We start from the raw sequence: 19,041 nt of genomic DNA on the forward strand, positions 1-19,041 counted from the left end.
ACCAGGTCGGCACCAGAGAACCGCAGGAGGAGATCGTGTTAATGGCCCTCACAGGACGACCTGAGGCGGCGTTTCAGGATCTCTTTTCTCGTTTTCAGGTCAAATGGATTGCCGACGCTCACGCCGGCTTCGAGCATGCGCCGGACGACCTCGTGCGCGACCTCGTTGTCTTCGATGATAACTCCATGATTCGTACTAATGTCGACGATCGCATACCTCTTGCTCGAGGAGTCGCCGCCTTCGACTTCGCTCAGCATGTAGCGCTCCTTGTCCGATTGCCACATATGCTCAAACTCTTTCAGCTTGCTGTCGTCCATGATCCAATTTCCTCTACTACTTCTTGGGGCGAGGCTGCCCGAATGTGATCACGTTCATATCATGCTCTATCACCTTAGACACATTCTGTGGCGAGCCCGCTTTGCGCAAATCCTTAAGGAATCCGAGATCCTGCTCGCTGGGCCCGTAGTCACCGCCCTCTGGATGAGTGTGGCTGATGAGACGGATGTTTGGCCCAATGGGCGGCTTGACCCCTGCGACGGACCCAGAGTAAAGCCAGTACGTGCCGCCTCCACCACCTCGTCCCATTCCGGTTCGATAGACCAGAGCGAACTCGACTCCGAACTCCTTCTGCAGCGACCACATCTCCGTTGGGGTGAGGCGTCTTGAGATCATGACTCCGACTTCGCCGGGTCGCTCGGAGACGAGGATCGATGGACTCCGCTGCTCAAGCGTCGCGATGGGGCGCCCTCCTGGGGAGCTTAAAGCCTTGCCGGACGGTAACACGTGGGATGCTGACAGGCCTGGGGTGCTCTCTCGCCCCTCATTCTTCCCCGCCGCAGGTCTCCACGTCGGCGAGATATTCGCCCTGGCAGCGGAGCTGAGAGCCCGAACATCGGAACGGAGCATGAGAATCGCTCCTGCAACCTGGACCGCACCGACGACGGCCCCAAGGACGGGGTTCTCCTCCGTCAGGTATCGATAGACCGCGGCGGTCTCCGGGGACATCCCGTCGGTCGGACCGCCGCTGCTCCTTCCAGGCGGCACATACGTAGCTCCGGCCGGGCCTGTTCCTCGTCCCGGCGGGGTCGAGTGAGTCGCTCCCGGAGACGATGTGCTCGTCTCGGGAGGCAGCGCAACCTGTAGCTCACCGATCTGCTTGATGTCCTTCCTGTCCCCGAAGATGCTTCTCGTCCTATGCTGGACAGGCTTCACCGTGCCATCGTCAGCGGATACGGTCTTCAGCTGAAACCTCAGGCCGGCCTTGAAATCAGCAACCTCTTTCGACTCCGTCCCATTGGCGTCCACCAACCGTATCGGATTCCCCCGTACATACTGATACAGGTTTGGCCCATCTACTAACCCCGCAGGGTCTGCACTCGTCCACCTCCCGAGCCACGGCGCGTAATACCTCGCCCCGTGGTAGTAAAGCTCCGTCTCCTCGTCCTTCTCCTTGCCCGTGTAGCGATACCGCTTCCGGCTCACCTCCACGGCGCTGCTGGCCGACCAGTACGCCGTCGTCCCGTACGGGTGATACTCCTCGTAGCCGATCACAAGCCCCGCCCCGTCGACCTCCAGCGACGCCGACCCGAGGTGGTTGTCGAGCTGATACCGCACCCGCGGCGTCACAGTGAACGGCCCCGACGTGTCGACCGTCTTCGTCTCCACCATCGCCACCCGCCGCGCGCCATCCATCACGTGCAGCGTCTGCCGCTCCAGCACCAGCCCCGAGCTGTTGCGCCTCCGGTACACCTCGTAGCCGCCGAGGTAGATGCGCTCGTCCACGAGCCCGTTGTGCTCCCAGACCTTGCGCACGCGCTGCCCCGTCGCGCTGTAGGTGTAGTAAACCACCCCGCCGCCACCGAGATCCGTGCTCCTCAGCTGATCGTTCTCGTCCCAGGTCAGCGCCGTGATGTGCGGCATCAACGTCATGTTGCCGTGCGCGTCATGCGCATAGGTGCGAAACGGCCCGTTCTCCGGGTCCCCGGTCGTGCTCGTCAGCCGGTTGTTCTCCGTCTCCTCGTACGCATACCACCGCGTCCAGCTTCCCGTGCCCGCCTGGTGCACCATCCTCCGCAGGTTGCCCACGGCGTCATAAACGTACTGCTCGGTATAGTTCCTCAGCGCCTGCGCGTCGTTCGCGTGCGGCAGCGACTGGATCGGCAGGTCGTTCTGGTCGCGCGGCGCGTCCGACAGCCCGCCCGCGTGCTCCCGACCCGTCGCCTCGATCAGCCGGTAGACCGCGTCGTACACGTACTGTGCGCTCGGTGACACCACGGCGTTGTTGAAGAACACCGTCTGCTGCGCGCTGTCTCCGATCTCCACGATGTTCCCGACCGGGTCGTACACATACGTCAGGTTCTGCAGCACAGCGCTGTCCGAGTTCCGTGTCGTCTTCAGGCGCGAGAGCCGAAACGTCAGCGGGTCATACGTGTATACCGTCGACGTTCCGTTGCCGTACTCGATCCGCTCGCGCTGCCCCTTCGCGTCGTAATCGATGTTGTCGACGAACGTCGTCCACGCCACCGCGCCTCGAATCCGCGCCTCCACCCGCTCCAGCAGCCCCGCCTCGTTGTACGTCGGCTTGACCTCGCTCGCATCCGAGGCGGTCAGGCCATCCGGGGCGGTCAGGCCGGTTGGGCGGTTCAACGCGTCGTACGCCGTCTGCGTGCCGAAGCTCTCGGTCTCCAGCAGCGGCTCGGCCGCCGTCGCGATGGCGGACACATCCGTCAGCGCCGACAGCACCGACCAGTCGGCGTCCGCGTGCACGTCGCTCCGCAGCCGGCGCGACGCCTGCAGCACATTTCCCTTGAAGTCGTACGCCTGGCTCGTCACCACGCCCGCGCCATCATACACCTGGTACAGCCTGCCGCGCAGGTTCCGCGCCGTCGCCTGCGGGTGCGCTTCGCCGTAGACGTAACGGCGCGCCAGTCGCTCGCTGCCCGAGCCCAGCTGCACCTGCTCGTGCGTCGGCCGGCGCAGCCCATCGTACGACGAGCGATAGACGAACCCACGCCCGTTCCAGGCCCGCAGCCGCTGTCCTGTCGCGCCCGCCAGCATCCACCGCTCGCCTCCGTCGTTGCTCTGCTGATTGAGCAGCTGCCCGCCCAGCCCGAAGCGATGCCGCATCGCCTGGTTGCCGCGCGCGTCCGTGATCCCGAGCGGCTGCCCCTCGATATCGAGCGTCGTCTGGGTGATGTACTCCCCCTCGGCGCCGTTGTCCGCCACCGCGCGGAACACCCGCCCCAGCGCGTCCAGGTGGCTCACCGCCGGCGTCCCGGCGTGCGCGGCCGCCAGGTCGGCCGCACGGCGCTCCGGTTCGCCCGCCGGCAGGGCCTGGCGCGCGGCGTACCACGCGCTCTCCAGCACGGTGTCGTTCGGATCGTGCGACGTCTGCTTCCACGCATCGAACACCACCCGGGAGAACGTGCCGTTCGGCAGGTCGGTCCGGATGAGCCGGCCGAGCGGATCGTACCGCAGGATCGGCGTGACCCCCCACTCCACGAGCTCCGTTTCGTCCTCGTACTCGTGCGTCGCGCTGAAGAACGGCTCGTACTGCTTGACCGGATTGCCCTTATTGTCGAGCACCGTGCGCCCGGTCCCGACCCAGCGCGACGTCGCATGCGAAAAGACCAGGTCGCCCTCCGCGTCATGCACCAGCGCGCCGTTCGCGTCGCGCTCGGGCGCGAGCCCCGGCTCCGCCTTCACCTTGCGCAGCACCTCGTTGCCCGAGCCGTCCGAGTAGCTGTACGTGTCCAGCCAGCGCAGGCATGGGCGTCCGGTTAGCAGAGCGGACGATTCTGCCAATAAAATCGATCGCTTGACCGCAGCGGCCCGAGGACGATCGACATTTCGATCACAGTCGGCGATCGTGCGGCCATGGCGAAGCCCTCCGGTAAGCCCACATCGGCGCCGCCCGCGGTGCCGGTCCCCTTTCTCGCGAAGTACCACGAGCTGTTCGACGCGGAGGCCCTGTGGGCGGCGGCGCGGCAGATGGGGGCGGTCACGCGCGACCGAAAGGTCGATGTGAGCGCCTTGGTGGAGGCATTCGTCTTGGCGATGTCGGGTCTACCCGGCACGCAGACGACGATCTTCGCCAACTACATCCATCTGACCGGCCAGGACTTGGCGCCCTCGGCCTTCTACGACCGCTTCACGGTGCCGTTCGCGAACCTGATGGCGGACGTGACTCGCCGCGCGATGGCCGCGGTGCGGGCGGTCGACCCCTCGTTGCGCGATGTGGCGGAGATGGAGCGTCTGCTTGAGCACTTCTCCGACGTCCAGGTGGCCGACTCGAGCTGTCAGGTGCTCCGCAAGCTCGCGGCGTGTTGGTCGCCTTCGACAAGCCCCGAGCGCCCGGCTTCGTTCAAGATTCATGCGGTCATCTCGCTCAAGGACCACCTCCGATCGAGCACCACATCTCACCCCAGCGCGAGCACGACAATCCGCACCTGGACGAGTCGGTCCTGACACCGGGCGGCCTGTTCTTGGCAGACCTCGGCTACGTCGATCACGAGCGGCTTCTGCGCCTCAAGGCACGTTGCGTGCACATCCTCATGCGGCTCAAGGCCAGTCAGGACCCGCGCATCGCGCGTGTTCGTGTCGGTCGAGGCGACAAGCGTTTCTGCCGCGGAATGAAACTCGATGAGGCGCTCGCGACGGGGGCGCTCGACTTCGAGAAGAGGCGTCTGGACGTGGATGTCGTCCTCGCCGCGCGCGTCGACGAGAAGCGCGTCGAGGGAACCTTTCGCGTCGTCGGGATCGCGCCCACCGACGGCGGCGAGGACCGCTATTACCTGACGCTCAACCGCGCCGTTCCCATGATCCTCGCACTGCGCATGCGCGGCCAGAACGTCGATCTGGCCGAGATGGAGCGACGGATACTGCTGCTCGCCAAAGTACTGGGCAAGTCCCGCCGGCAGCGCCGAGAGCGCTCCCGCAAGGCAAAACGCGCGGGAATTGCCGCGGATTCTTAACCGATCGCCCATGCATCAAGGGGCATTAAATTGCTTACCAGCTACCAACATCGACGGGTCGCAAACTCATCGCTTTGCTGGCAACGACAGACGTATTTCAAAAGGCGTATCGGGTGCGCCAAAACGCTCACGAACGTCATCAGGCAAGGGAACTCCCAGCTTCTCAAGTGCCGTCAACAGGCCAACGATCTCGTATTTCCTGGCCTCCGTCAGCGTCCGAAGTCGCTCCACCATAAGATCACCAGCCTGCACGACGCCGGCGGCAGCAAGATTACTGGAAACAAGACTCAGATAATCATCATCACCACGAATCACATCAAGCAAATACGGCACCACCGAGTACACCTTCAGATTAAGCAACACAACGGATCCCAGCACGCGCACCTCCTTGCACGTGGCAGATTCCACGACCTCCTGCAGCGGCCCAACAACAATATGACCAAAGCGCACCAACCTCTCTGCAATCAAGAAACGGTTGGAACTGCGCACGAATCCTTCGACAATGAGCCTACCGGCGTCATCCAAGCCCACAGCCAACGCACCGAGCGCATCTATCTGCTCATCGATGCGCTCGCTAACAACCTTACTCAGAGGAGTATTCAGATCTATACCGCAGTTCATCGCAACCTCTTGACGATAAAATCATACTCTTTGAGAGTAGAATTACCGGGAATACTGTAAATATTTCTTGCGGCAAGCTCAGGGGTGACCCGAGCCCCCTGCGTGAATGCGGCCTCACCAGAAAACTGTACCACGAAGGACTGCTTTTCACCAAAAACACCGATCTGGTTGAGCTCGCCCACGGTCGCTTCGTCCCCGAGCTTGGTGACGAAGATCCTTCCTTTTTCTCCCGCCAGAAACTCGTTCGATCCTACTCCAAACCGCAATTCTCTGACAATTACCTGCTGTCCCACACTGAGACGATTGCCTACTATACCCGTGACTCCTTCAACGCCCTTGGCATCGGTGAAGTGACTTATGACATCACCTTCCCCCATGGCGAGCGGTCGCGGCGGAGGTAGCAAGCGAGGACCTGACGTTGACAGCGCTCCAGCGGCAGCTCCTCCTCCGTTCGCTGCGCCTTCTCCAGCACCTCTTAAGCTGAGTCGCTGACCAGGAGATCTACCACTCAGGAGTGCGCGAACGTCCATGGTGAGCAGTGCGAGGCCACCAACCGACTGAATTCCCTCCACGACCGCTCCTGCGGTCGGATTCTCCTCCGTTAGGTACTCGTAGACGGTCTTTGTCACCGGGTCGGGCATTCGATCGGCCCCGTTGCCGCTACTCGTCCCAGGCGCCTCAAAGGTCGCGTCCGGAGAATGTATGCGACCGGGCGCCGAGTACGTCGATGGCGTCACCTCCTTAGGTTCGGGCCGCACATGCTCCACTGTAGTGACGCCAGTGCGGATGGCTTCGAGCTTGCCCTGCGACAACGAAGCCACGACTCGTTCATTGAACTTTCCTGTGGCCGACGCACGAAACTCCGCGCGCCCTTCTTCGGTGAGAGCTTTGAGATGCCGATGCAACTGTACGTCAGTCATCTGACCGATCTGCCTGTCGGTCGCGCTCTCCTGGCCACCGGATCATGAAACCGAACGGGATTCCCTATCACGTACGCGTATAGATTCGGGCCATCCACCACCCCCGCCGGATCCGCGCTCGTCCACCTCCCGAGCCACGGCGCGTAGTACCGCGCCCCGTGGTAATAGAGCCCCGTCTCCTCGTCCTTCTCCTTGCCCGTGTAGCGATACCGCTTCCGGCTCACCTCCACGGCGCTGCTGGCCGACCAGTACGCCGTCGTCCCGTACGGGTGATACTCCTCGTAGCCGATCACAAGCCCCGCCCCGTCGACCTCCAGCGACGCCGACCCGAGGTGGTTGTCGAGCTGATACCGCACCCGCGGCGTCACAGTGAACGGCCCCGAGGTGTCCACCGTCTTGGTCTCCACCATCGCCACCCGCCGCGCGCCATCCATCACGTGCAGCGTCTGCCGCTCCAGCACCAGCCCCGACCCGCTGCGCCTCCGGTACACCTCGTAGCCGCCGAGGTAGATGCGCTCGTCCACGAGCCCGTTGTGCTCCCAGACCTTGCGCACGCGCTGCCCCGTCGCGCTGTAGGTGTAGTAAACCACCCCGCCGCCACCGAGATCCGTGCTCCTCAGCTGATCGTTCTCGTCCCAGGTCAGCGCCGTGATGTGCGGCATCGACGTCATGTTGCCGTGCGCGTCATGCGCGTAGTTGCGGAACGGCCCGTTCTCCGGGTCCCCGGTCGTGCTCGTCAGCCGGTTGTTCTCCGTCTCCTCGTACGCATACCATCGCGTCCAGCTTCCCGTGCCCGCCTGGTGCACCATCCTCCGCAGGTTGCCCACGGCGTCATAGACATACTGCTCGGTATAGTTCCTCAGCGCCTGCGCGTCGTTCGCGTGCGGCAGCGACTGGATCGGCAGGTCGTTCTGGTCCCGCGGCGCGTCCGACAGCCCGCCCGCGTGCTCCCGCCCCGTCGCTTCGATCAGCCGGTAGACCGCGTCGTAGACGTACTGCGCGCTCGGCGATACCACCGCGTTGTTGAAGAACACCGTCTGCTGCGCGCTGTCCCCGATCTCCACGATGTTCCCGACCGGGTCGTACACATACGTCAGGTTCTGCAGCACCGCGCTGTCCGAGCTCCGTGTCGTCTTCAGGCGCGAGAGCCGAAACGTCAGCGGATCGTACGTGTACGCCGTCGAGGTTCCGTTGCCGTACTCGATCCGCTCGCGCTGCCCCTTCGCGTCGTAATCGATGTTGTCGACGAACGTCGTCCAGACACCTCGAACCCGCGCCTCGACCCGCTCGAGCAGCCCCGCCTCGTTGTACGTCGGCTTGACCTCGTTCGTATCCGGCGCCGTCACGCTCGTCGGCCGATTCAGCGCATCGTACGCCGTCTGCGTCCCGAAGCTCTCGGTCTCCAGCAGCGGCTCGGCCGCCGTCGCGATGGCAGCCACATCCGTGAGCGCCGCAAGCACCGACCAGTCGGCGTCCGCGTGCACGTCGCTCCGCAGCCGCCGCGACGCCTGCAGCACGTTGCCCTTGAAGTCGTACGCCTGGCTCGTCACCACGCCCGCGCCATCATACACCTGGTACACCCTGCCGCGCAGGTTCCGCGCCGTCGCCTGCGGGTGCGCTTCGCCGTAGACGTAACGGCGCGCCAGCCGCTCGCTGCCCGAGCCCAGCTGCACCTGCTCGTGCGTCGGCCGGCGCAGCCCATCGTACGACGAACGATAGACGAACCCACGCCCGTTCCACGCCCGAAGCCGCTGTCCGGTCGCGCCCGCCAGCATCCACCGCTCGCCGCTGTCGTTGCTCTTCTGATAGAGCAGCTGCCCACCCAGCCCGAAGCGATGCCGCATCGCCTGGTTGTCGCGCGCGTCCGTGATCACGAGCGGCTTCCCCTCGATATCGAGCGTCGTCTGGGTGATGTACTCCCCCTCGGCCCCGTTGTTCGCCACCGCGCGGAACACCCGCCCCAGCGCGTCCAGGTGGCTCACCGCCGGCGTGCCCGCGTGCGCCGCGGCCAGCTCCGCCGCACGGCGCTCCGGATCGCCCGCCGGCAAGGCCTGCCGCGCCGCGTACCACGAGCTCTCCAGCACCGTGTCATTCGGATCGTGCGACGTCTGCTTCCACGCATCGAACACCACCCGCGAGAACGTGCCATTGGGCAGGTCGGTCCGGATGAGCCGGCCGAGCGGATCGTACCGCAGGATCGGCGTGACCCCCCACTCCACGAGCTCCGCTTCGTCCTCGTACTCGTGCGTCGCGCTGAAGAACGGCTCGTACTGCTTGACCGGATTGCCCTTGTTGTCCAGCACCGTGCGCCCGGTCCCGACCCAGCGCGACGTCGTGTGCGAAAAGACCAGGTCGCCCTCTGCGTCGTGCACCAGCGCGCCGTTCGCGTCGCGCTCGGGCGCGAGCCCCGGCTCCGCCTTCACCTTGCGCAGCACCTCGTTGCCCGAGCCGTCCGAGTAGCTGTACGTGTCCAGCCAGCGCGGGTTGCCCGGTCCGTGCTGCTCGCGGGCGCGGGCGTGCACCACGCTTGGCTCGCCGGTGTACTCGAATCGCTCCAGATCGTACGCGAATGTGGCCGTCGGGTCGTCGAGCGTGTCGCCCTCGCCGGCCCCAGGCTTGCCCTTCACCGCCATCGCCGTGACCCGGCCCAGCGCGTCAAAGCGCACCTCGCTCACGTTGCGGTTTGCGTCCGTGAGCTGCCGCGGGGCGAGAACACGGTAGTCGGGGACGGCTTCCACGAGATTGCTCAGCGGATCGGTCACCGCCGTCACGAGCAGGCAATACGGGTCGTAGGCGACCTGCGACGCATTGCTGAACGGATCGACGAACGTCGTCGGCAAGTAGAAGCGAGCCGCCGACGGCACCGCCCGCCCCGAGGACACCCAATAGTCCGGATCGTCCGGGAGCTGGAGATAGCCCCCCTCCGCGAGCATGCCGCTCGTGACACGGGTCCCGAACACGGACGTGATCAGCGAAGGCGTGAGGACCTTGGCGAAGCTCTCGTAAACGAGCGCCCTGCTGCCGACCTCTCCGAACGGCAGCGGCCCCGTGAGATCGTCGCTCCAGTACCTCGTGCGCGCATGCTGCAACAGGCGCTTCTGGAAGCCCCCGCTCGGCGTCCCGTCGTACGTGAGCGTCGGCACGTTTTCCGCCGCAGCCGCCGCGTCGAAGACTGCCTGGAACGCGAGCACCCCCTCCGAGCCGAGCGGCAGGCCGTGCAGCTCGTAGGTCCGCGTCTCGGTCGGGACCCCGATCCGATAAGCCCCCTCTTCGTCCGGGACCAGGTGCTTCACCTTGCTCTCCGTCAGCGTCGCCTTCCCCTGCCCCTGCTCGGGGAACTCCGCCCACGCCGCCCGCCGGCGATACCCGATCTGCGCCGCCTGCATGACCGCGCCGTAATCGTCGACCTTCAGCGTGAGCGCGTGCGAAACGCGCGGATCGCTCTCGCTGCGCTCGTAATGGTACTCCAGCGCCTCGCGCTCATGGGCGAAGAACACCGCGTGCGCATCGCCCACCGCGGGCTGGAGGCGCCGCATCCCGTAGCTGTGCTCCTTGACGAGGTACGGACGCGGCTCTTCCGCCGACCCGTCGAGCGCATAGATCTCCTGGCGGAGGGGTCGCCCCTTGAGCGCCCGGCACGCCTCGCGCATCTCCACGGCGCGGAGCTCCTCGGGAAGCAGCGTGTCCGCCAGACGGACCGCGCCCGCGTCGCCGGCGTAATACTCGCTCTCGTACTGCGCCGAGATCTTCACCCCCTCGATCCAGGCGCCGGTATGGAACCACGTCTTCGTCAGCACCGACGGCAGGTGCAGCTCGGGATCGGCATTGGCCGCGGGCGGCGCGAAACCGGCCCCGCTGAACGCCGAGAACGACTCGGTGTCCCGCTGCTCCACCATGCCGAAGCCGCCCATCTCCCGCTCCACCCCATCGTAGTCGCCGTGGTGGTAAGCATGCGTCGTGACGAAGCGATGCCGCGAGACGGCATCGAATACCTCCACGCGCTCGATGACATGGACCACGAACGGCAGCCTCGTCACCCACGGGCGGCCGGCCGCCCGGTCGGCGAGGTAGAACTTCGTCGACGGCGCATACGTCACCGTCGTGGTCCTTCCGAGGTTGTTCGCGATCGAGGTCAAGAGGTGCGGCTTCTTGCTCCCGAGCAGATCGATGTAGCGCACCCGCGGGCGCGCCCCGGGCAGCGACGAGGCCCACACCAGGCACCCGGTCCCGGAGCCGAGCAGATCGATCACATCGACCGACGCCAGATCGCTTACGTCGGGCAGCTGCGGGAGGATCACCGGCGCAGCCAGCGTGTTGCCGGCGTTGTTCGCATAGAAGCGCACGCCGTCCGGGTGCACGTAGACGATATCGGTCGTCCCCGAGCCGTCCACGTCGGCGAGGCGGATGCGCTTCGGGTCGAAGCGGCCCTCGTGGTCGAACCGCATGCTCCCGCTCATCTGCACCTTGGCCCCGAACCGGCAATGGCCGAGGTTGGGCCAGTAATACACGTTGCGAGCCGCCGGTACGGGCGCTCTCACCTTTCTGGTGGCTCGGGGGCCGGAGGGAAAAAGCAGTATCCTGGGTTCGACCCAGCCTCTGGCTTCGATTCAGCTGTTACGCGAAACAAAACCGGGCAAGACGAAGCGAAACCTCAATGACCGAACAAGAAATGAGCCTTGCGCTAGGCCGGGGTTATCCACCTTCGTCGACCATACACACGTCGGACCCCACGACTAGATCTGTCTTGGATATGAATCTCGGCATGGTTAGAAGAATGTTTTTCTTGCCAACAATCGATTCGGAGACATGAACACCTGCAGGAATCAACCGGGCGACAGCACCACTAGCAAGAATCACCACGACCTCACGCCCACACAAGAGCGCTTCAACTCTCCGGCGATCCATCGCATCAAAGTCCGCATTTGTGCCAGCAGCGACCACGCCATCAACATGAGAGAACTCCCACACATCGTGTATTGTCATCACCTTTTTCATTCAGCCCTCCCGAGAAAGAGAAGTGGCCTAATGTCTTCGGTCGTCCGGCCAGCGTTATGGAGACGATTAACAGCATCCCTCAACAGCGTCACGCGCTCGGTGCTGGAGAGTCCCGGAGTCAACTTGGCAGCCCTGATGCTCGCCTGTGCCTCTTCGAAAATGCCGTCCGAAAGGGTACGCCCCGCGAGATAAGCCTCGCGATGGCCGATCAGTTCATGTGCCAGGGCACCGCGCATGCCGATCCTTGCGTTTGCACCCGTTGTGCCCACTGGAGCGTTAACCGCGGGTAGCACATCTGGACCAATGATGAGGATATCCAGCATGCCACCGGCATGAGAGGTGCTCTGCGAGCTGCTTACAACGGTGCGCTCCGCTGGCATCCCCAATTCTTCGGCGATTGCAAGGGCCTCCGCACGTTGCGCTTCGCTGAGAGGGCTGGCATTCCTCTCGCTGCTCGAAACAGCTCTCGCGAGCGGTCCCACGGTTGCCCCAGTCCTCTCAAGGGGTGCCGCCGCAGCGAGAACTCCAACGCCGGCAGAAAGGACGTCGACGGATTGCAGCGTGAGATTCTCGACAGCTGTTCCTGGAGCGATGTCCCGCGAGAAATTGGCAACCGCGAGTGCTGCACCTCCATTTAGCTGCCGTAGGGCAGCCAGACCAACCGGAGCCCCCTGGGGTGTTTCCTGATTCGTTCGAACATACTGCGCGGGCACCTTGAGAAAGAACGGCAGGAGCGGCGTCTTGTCTCGGAGTTGCTCCGCCGTTGGACGCGGGCTCACTGCAGTCATGTGCGGCGTAGCCGCCTTTGAAGCAGAGCCCGTGATCGTGTCGGCTGGGAGATCATAGCCAATGTCCATTCCACCCCGGTTGAGTGTCGCCCATGCTCTTTCTGCAAATTTGCCGGTTGCGGCACCGGCAAACGACGCGCGGGCTTCTGGCGAAAGGCTAGTAAAATGCCGGTGCAACTGCACATCAGTCATCTGTGCAATCTGCTTGTCGGTCGCGCTCTCCTTCCCGGTCGGATCCGTCAACCGAACTGGATTTCCCCTCACATAATTATACAACCCCGGACCGTCCACCATTCCCGCTGGGTCCGCACTCGTCCACCTCCCCAGCCACGGCGCATAGTACCTCGCGCCGTGGTAGTAGAGCCCGGTTTCCTCGTCCTTTTCCTTGCCCGTGTACCGGTACCGCCTCTGGCTCACCTCTACGGCGCTGCTGGCCGACCAGTACGCCGTCGTCCCGTACGGGTGATACTCTTCATAGCCGATCACAAGCCCCGCCCCGTCGACCTCCAGCGACGCCGACCCGAGGTGGTTGTCGAGCTGATAGCGCACCCGCGGCGTCACCGTGAACGGCCCCGGGGTATCGACCGTCTTGGTCTCCACCATCGCCACCCGCCGCGCGCCATCCATCACGTGCAGCGTCTGCCGCTCCAGCACCAGCCCCGAGCTGTTGCGCCTCCGGTACACCTCGTAACCGCCGAGGTAGATGCGCTCGTCCACGAGCCCATTGTGCTCCCAGACCTTGCGCACGCGCTGACCCGCAGCATCGTAGTCGTAATAGACATTGCCGCCGCCGTCGAGATCCGTGCTCCGCACCTGGTCGTTCTCGTCCCAGGTCAGCGCCGTGATGTGCGGCATCGACGTCATGTTGCCGTGCGCGTCATGCGCATAGGTGCGGAACGGCCCGTTCTCCGGGTCCCCGGTCGTGCTCGTCAGCCGGTTGTTCTCCGTCTCCTCGTACGCATACCACCGCGTCCAGCTTCCCGTGCCCGCCTGGTGCACCATCCTCCGCAGGTTGCCCACGGCGTCATAGACGTACTGCTCCGTATAGTTCCTCAGCGCCTGCGCGTCGTTCGCGTGCGGCAGCGACTGGATCGGCAGGTCGTTCTGGTCGCGCGGCGCGTCCGACAGCCCGCCCGCGTGCTCCCGCCCCGTCGCTTCGATCAGCCGGTAGACCGCGTCGTACACGTACTGCGCGCTCGGCGATACCACCGCGTTGTTGAAGAACACCGTCTGCTGCGCGCTGTCCCCGATCTCCACGATGTTCCCGACCGGGTCGTACACATACGTCAGGTTCTGCAGCACAGCGCTGTCCGAGTTCCGTGTCGTCTTCAGGCGCGAGAGCCGAAACGTCAGCGGGTCATACGTGTACGCCGTCGAGGTGCCGTTGCCGTACTCGATCCGCTCGCGCTGCCCCTTCGCGTCGTAATCGATGTTGTCGACGAACGTCGTCCACGCCACCGCGCCTCGAATCCGCGCCTCCACCCGCTCCAGCAGCCCCGCCTCGTTGTACGTCGGCTTGACCTCGCTCGCATCCGAGGCGGTCAGGCCATCCGGGGCGGTCAGGCTGGTTGGGCGGTTCAGCGCATCGTACGCCGTCAGCGTGCCGAAGCTCTCGGTCTCCAGCAGCGGCTCGGCCGCCGTCGCGATGGCGGACACATCCGTCAGCGCCGACAGCACCGACCAGTCGGCGTCCGTGTGCACGTCGCTGCGCAGCCGGCGCGACGCCTGCAGCACATTTCCCTTGAAGTCGTACGCCTGGCTCGTCACAACTCCCGCGCCATCATACACCTGGTACAGCCTGCCGCGCAGGTTCAGCGCCGTCGCCTGCGGGTGCGCTTCGCCGTAGACGTAACGGCGCGCCAGTCGCTCGCTGCCCGAGCCCAGCTGCACCTGCTCGTGCGTCGGCCGGCGCAGCCCATCGTACGACGAGCGATAGACGAACCCTCGCCCGTTCCACGCGCGCAGCCACTGTCCTGTCGCGCCCGCCAGCATCCACCGCTCGCCGCCGTCATTGCTGTTCTGGTACAGCAGTTGCCCGCCCAGCCCGAAGCGATGCCGCTTCGCCTCGTTGTCGCGCGCATCCGTGATCACGACCGGCTGCCCCTCGATATCCAGCGTGCTCTGCGTGACGTACTGTCCCTCGGCGCCGTTGTCCGCCACGGCGCGGAACACCCGCCCCAGCGCGTCCAGGTGGCTCACCGCCGGCGTGCCCGCGTGCGCCGCGGCCAGATCCGCCGCACGGCGCTCCGGATCGCCCGCAGGCAGCGCCTGGCGCGCCGCGTACCACGAGCTCTCCAGCACCGTGTCGTTCGGATCGTGCGACGTCTGCTTCCACGCATCGAACACCACCCGCGAGAACGTCCCATTGGGCAGGTCGGTCCGGATGAGCCGGCCAAGCGGATCGTACCGCAGGATCGGCGTGACCCCCCACTCCACGAGCTCCGCTTCGTCCTCGTACTCGTGCGTCGCGCTGAAGAACGGCTCGTACTGCTTGACCGGATTGCCCTTGTTGTCCAGCACCGTGCGCCCGGTCCCGACCCAGCGCGACGTCGCATGCGAAAAGACCAGGTCGCCCTCTGCGTCGTGCACCAGCGCGCCGTTCGCGTCGCGCTCGGGCGCGAGCCCCGGCTCCGCCTTCACCTTGCGCAGCACCTCGTTGCCCGAGCCGTCCGAGTAGATGTACGTGTCCAGCCAGCGCGGGTTGCCCGGTCCGTGCTGCTCGCGGGCGCGCGCGTGCACCACGCTCGGCTCGCCGGTGGACTCGAATCGCTCCAGATCGTACGCGAATGTGGCCGTCGGGTCGTCGAGCGTGTCGCCCTCGCCGGCACCCGCTTTGCCCATCAGCGCCATCGCCGTGACCCTCCCCAGCGCGTCGAAGCGCACCTCGCTCACGTTGCGGTTTGCGTCCGTGAGCTGCCGCGGGGCGAGGACGCGGTAGTCGGGGACGGCCTCCGCGAGATTGCTCAGCGGATCGGTCACCGCCGTCACGAGCAGGCAATACGGGTCGTAGGCGACCTGCGACGCATTGCTGAACGGATCGACGAACGTCGTCGGCAAGTAGAAGTGAGCCGCCGAAGGCACCGCCCGCCCCGAGGACACCCAATAGTCCGGATCGTCCGGGAGCTGGAGATAGCCCCCCTCCGCGAGCATGCCGCTCGTGACACGGGTCCCGAACACGGACGTGATCAACGAAGGCGTGAGGATCTTGGCGAAGCTCTCGTAAACGAGCGCCCTGCTGCCGACCTCTCCGAACGGCAGCGGCCCCGTGAGATCGTCGCTCCAGTACCTCGTGCGCGCATGCTGCAACAGGCGCTTCTGGAAGCCCCCGCTCGGCGTCCCGTCGTACGTGAGCGTCGGCACGTTTTCCGCCGCAGCCGCCGCGTCGAGGACTGCCTGGAACGCGAGCACCCCCTCCGCGCCGAGCGGCAGGCCGTGCAGCTCGTAGGTCCGCGTTTCGGTCGGGACCCCGATCCGATAAGCACCCTCTTCGTCCGGGACCAGGTGCTTCACCTTGCTCTCCGTCAGCGTCGCCTTCCCCTGCCCCTGCTCGGGGAACTCCGCCCACGCCGCCCGCCGGCGATACCCGATCTGCGCCGCCCGCAGGACCGCGCCGTAATCGTCGACCTCCAGCGTGAGCGCGTGCGCCACGCGTGGATCGCTCTCGCCGCGCTCGTAATGGTACTCCAGCGCCTCGCGCGCATGCGCGAAGAACACCGCGTGCGCATCCCCCACCGCGGGCTGGAGCCGCCGCATCGCGTAGCTGTGCTCCTTGACGACGTACGGACGCGGCTCCTCCGCAGAGCCGTCGAGTGCATAGATCTCCTGGCGGAGGGGCCGCCCCTTGAGCGCCCGGCACGCCTCGCGCATCTCCACGACGCGGAAGTCCTCGGGAAGCAGCGTGTCCGCCAGACGGACCGCATCCGCGTCGCCGGCGTAATACTCGCGCTCGTACTGCGCCGAGATCTTCACCCCCTCGATCCAGGCGCCGGTATGGAACCACGTCTTCGTCAGCACCGGCGGCAGGTGCAGCTCGGGATCCGCGTTGGCCGCGGGCGGCGCGAAGCCAGCCCCGCTGAACGCCGAGAACGACTCGGTGTCCCGCTGCTCCACCATGCCGAAGCCGCGCATCTCCCGCTCCACCCCGTCGTAGTCGCCGTGGTGGTACGCATACGTTGTCACGAAGCGATGCCGCGAGATCGCGTCGAATACCTCCACGCGCTCGATGACATGGACCACGAACGGCAACCTCGTCACCCACGGCCGGCCGGCCGCCCGGTCGGCCAGGTAGAACTTCGTCGACGGAGCGTAGGTCACCGTCGTGGTCCTTCCGAGGTTGTTCGCGATCGAGGTCAAGAGGTGCGGCTTCTTGCTCCCGAGCAGATCGATGTAGCGCACCCGCGGGCGCGCCCCGGGCAGCGATGAGGCCCACACCAGGCACCCGGTCCCGGAGCCGAGCAGATCGATCACCTCGACCGCCGCCAGATCGCTCACGTCGGGCAGCTGCGGCAGGATCACCGGCGAAGCCAACGTATTGCCGGCGTTGTTCGCATAGAAGCGCACGCCGTCCGGGTGCAGGTAGACGATATCGGTCGTCCCCGAGCCGTCCACGTCGGCGAGGCGGATGCGCTTCGGGTCGAAGCGGCCCTCGTGGTCGAATCGCATGCTGCCGCCCATCTGCACCTTGGCCCCGAAGCGGCAATGGCCGAGGTTGGGCCAGTAACACACGTTGCCGTTCCGGATCCGCACGAGGTCCACCAGCCCGTCGCCGCTCATGTCGGCCAGGAAGATGCTCTGCGCCGCGTCGGCGAAGACGAGCGACGGCCCGCGCTCCTCGTCGCTCGGACGCGAGATCGTGATCGGCCGGTCGAAGCCGCCCTTGGCGAGCGACGGATACCACGTGAACGTGTCGGGCCCCGTGATCAGGATGTCCTCGTGCCCGTCACCGTTCAGATCGATCAGGCGGACGTTCGGGTCGCTCCAGTCGACGTTCGGCTGCGACGCGAACGGGCGGAACGCCGCCCAGCCCGCGTCGGTGCGGTCGAAGTAGCCCGCCACCGGCCGCTCGAACACCACCCGCTCCTTGCGCCCGTCTCCGTCGATGTCGAGCAGCTGCCCGCCGAAGACGGCCGGGCGAGATTGCAGCGGCCGCGCCGCGGACAGGAGGCCCCCGCCGAGGTTCTGCTTGTAATACAGCGCCTCGCCCTCCTCGATCAGCACGCCGGGCAGCGCCTCGCCGTCGAGATCGACCCACCGCCGCCCGGAACCCATCGTGCCGCCCGGCAGGTCGCGCAGACTCTCGGGGTCGAGCGACTTCACCTCGCGGTGAATCACCGGCTCGCTGTACGTCAGCGCGATCGACGGGAGCGCCTCGCGGCTGTACGCCTGGGTCTGCGGATGGCGGACATATCCGGCCTGGATCGCGGTGGCGAGCCGCGTCAGGTAAGCGTTCTCCACGTATGTGAGGTCGAGCGACCGCACGAGGCACGGCGTCTCGCCGAGCTCGGACATATGATGAAACATCAGCACGCGACGGCAGAGCCGGTAGGTGCGGATCTCGAAGCCGGCGCGGTACACCGAGAAAGGGTCCTGGCGGACCAGCCACGGGGCGCTTCCCTCGGGCGTGGGCGCCTCGGCGTCGTGCTCGCCGTAATCGAAGACGACCTCGAACAGGAAGCTCCCCGCGACGCCCGGCACGGTGTTCCCGTAACGGACGCCCTTGAGATAGCGGTTCGCCACCGCCGCACGGCCGGCGTGGCGGTGGCTCTCCGCGGCCTCGTCGCGCGCCACACCCATCAGGTCTTCTGCTTTGTAGTCGTATACAACGACATTGCCCTTGTCGTCCCGAGTCTCCTCCAGCAGCCACGAGAAGATGCGCGCAGGCCTCGCCGGGTCGGCGATCCGCGCGGGCGCGCTCCGCCCGTAGACGCTCGTCATGTTGTCCGGCGTCGTCGCCGTCCAGTACACGTTTCCGCCCTCCTTGACCTCGCGGCGCTCGATGCGCGCAAACGCGCCCTCGACGCGGGGACGGTAGCGGATCACCCTCTCGGTGTCGGTCTCGTACCGGTCGAGCGTGGCGCCGTCGATCGACCGGGCCGGCACCAGATCCTCCGCGCCGGACAGGACGAACACATCGCTCTCGTGCGCGTCGTCGTAACGGGGAAGGCCCTTGTCGGTCTTTCGCGTGATGCGCGGGATCGACAGCTGCCAGCCGGCGCCGAACGGGCCATTGCCTGCCCCCGAGTCGTACGTCACCGCCAGCGCTGGCCCGAACCCCGCGCGGCCGGGGCTCAGCGGCAGCGGGATCGAGAACGACCCCGCGCCCGTCACCGGGTTCGCGGAGAATTTCTCATCCACCCCGCGGATCGCGCCGCCGCCCTTGGGCAGCGCGGGCGCGGGCAGCTCCGGCGCCTTGGGCGCGCCGGGGAGGCCCTTCGGAGCCTCGGTGTCTTTGCCGGACCCCTCCCGGGCGAGGGACGCGGGGTCTCGGCTCTTGCCGCGAGCTCCGCCGTCCGGCGCGGCCGGTGATGCTGCCGGAGCAGCGGTGGATTCCTTCTTGGGCTCACGAGCGTTCATTCGTCTCCCTCTTCCCATGGCAATGGGCGGCCCGCGCGCCCGGAGCGACTCGCTCCGGCACGACGGCGCCGGCCGCCGAGCCCGTGAGCGGCGCCGGGCCAGCGCCGCTCACGGACTGTTCAAGCTCTCCACGGCCCTGTCCTCGTCGCCCGATCCCCCCGGACGAGGGCT

The 19,041-nt window shown here is 66.1% G+C and carries 8 protein-coding genes and 1 pseudogene; 2 read left to right on the forward strand and 7 right to left on the reverse strand.

Annotation, left to right across the window (positions count from 1 at the left end):
- Positions 1-38: 38 nt before the first annotated feature.
- The gene (locus WMF19_RS36640) at positions 39-317 is read right to left on the reverse strand and encodes a hypothetical protein (RefSeq protein WP_437894608.1); all 279 of its coding nucleotides are present in this window, start codon (positions 315-317) and stop codon (positions 39-41) included.
- Positions 318-333: 16 nt separating this feature from the next.
- Positions 334-3,762: pseudogene (locus WMF19_RS36645) on the reverse strand (RHS repeat-associated core domain-containing protein); the annotation flags it as partial.
- 114 nt (positions 3,763-3,876) lie between these two features.
- On the opposite strand from WMF19_RS36645, the gene WMF19_RS36650 reads away from it, so the two are divergent.
- Positions 3,877-4,467 carry a hypothetical protein gene (locus WMF19_RS36650; protein WP_437894609.1) on the forward strand — a complete coding sequence of 197 codons (591 nt, stop codon included), beginning with the start codon at positions 3,877-3,879 and terminating at the stop codon, positions 4,465-4,467.
- A 17-nt stretch (positions 4,468-4,484) separates the two neighbouring features.
- Positions 4,485-4,973: a hypothetical protein gene (locus WMF19_RS36655; protein ID WP_437894610.1), complete on the forward strand. Its 489-nt coding sequence runs from the start codon at positions 4,485-4,487 to the stop codon at positions 4,971-4,973.
- A gap of 66 nt (positions 4,974-5,039) precedes the next feature.
- Here WMF19_RS36655 and WMF19_RS36660 read toward each other — a convergent pair whose 3' ends face one another.
- From WMF19_RS36660 to WMF19_RS36680, 5 genes are all read right to left on the reverse strand, one after another.
- Complete coding sequence (locus WMF19_RS36660; protein WP_437894611.1) at positions 5,040-5,594, reverse strand: hypothetical protein; 555 nt, start codon at positions 5,592-5,594, stop codon at positions 5,040-5,042.
- Positions 5,591-6,514: a hypothetical protein gene (locus WMF19_RS36665; RefSeq protein ID WP_437894612.1), complete on the reverse strand. Its 924-nt coding sequence runs from the start codon at positions 6,512-6,514 to the stop codon at positions 5,591-5,593. Before WMF19_RS36665 ends, WMF19_RS36660 begins: the two co-directional genes overlap by 4 nt.
- A complete protein-coding gene (locus tag WMF19_RS36670) occupies positions 6,511-11,022 on the reverse strand; it encodes a toxin TcdB middle/C-terminal domain-containing protein (protein WP_437894613.1) in 4,512 nt (1,503 codons plus the stop codon). Before WMF19_RS36670 ends, WMF19_RS36665 begins: the two co-directional genes overlap by 4 nt.
- A gap of 184 nt (positions 11,023-11,206) precedes the next feature.
- Positions 11,207-11,509 carry a hypothetical protein gene (locus WMF19_RS36675; RefSeq protein WP_437894614.1) on the reverse strand — a complete coding sequence of 101 codons (303 nt, stop codon included), beginning with the start codon at positions 11,507-11,509 and terminating at the stop codon, positions 11,207-11,209.
- The gene (locus WMF19_RS36680; protein WP_437894615.1) at positions 11,506-18,870 is read right to left on the reverse strand and encodes a SpvB/TcaC N-terminal domain-containing protein; all 7,365 of its coding nucleotides are present in this window, start codon (positions 18,868-18,870) and stop codon (positions 11,506-11,508) included. Before WMF19_RS36680 ends, WMF19_RS36675 begins: the two co-directional genes overlap by 4 nt.
- Positions 18,871-19,041 lie beyond the last annotated feature (171 nt).

Source organism: Sorangium sp. So ce124 (genome assembly GCF_051525235.1).
In the GTDB taxonomy this organism is placed as follows: Bacteria; Myxococcota_A; Polyangia; order Polyangiales; family Polyangiaceae; genus Sorangium; species Sorangium atrum.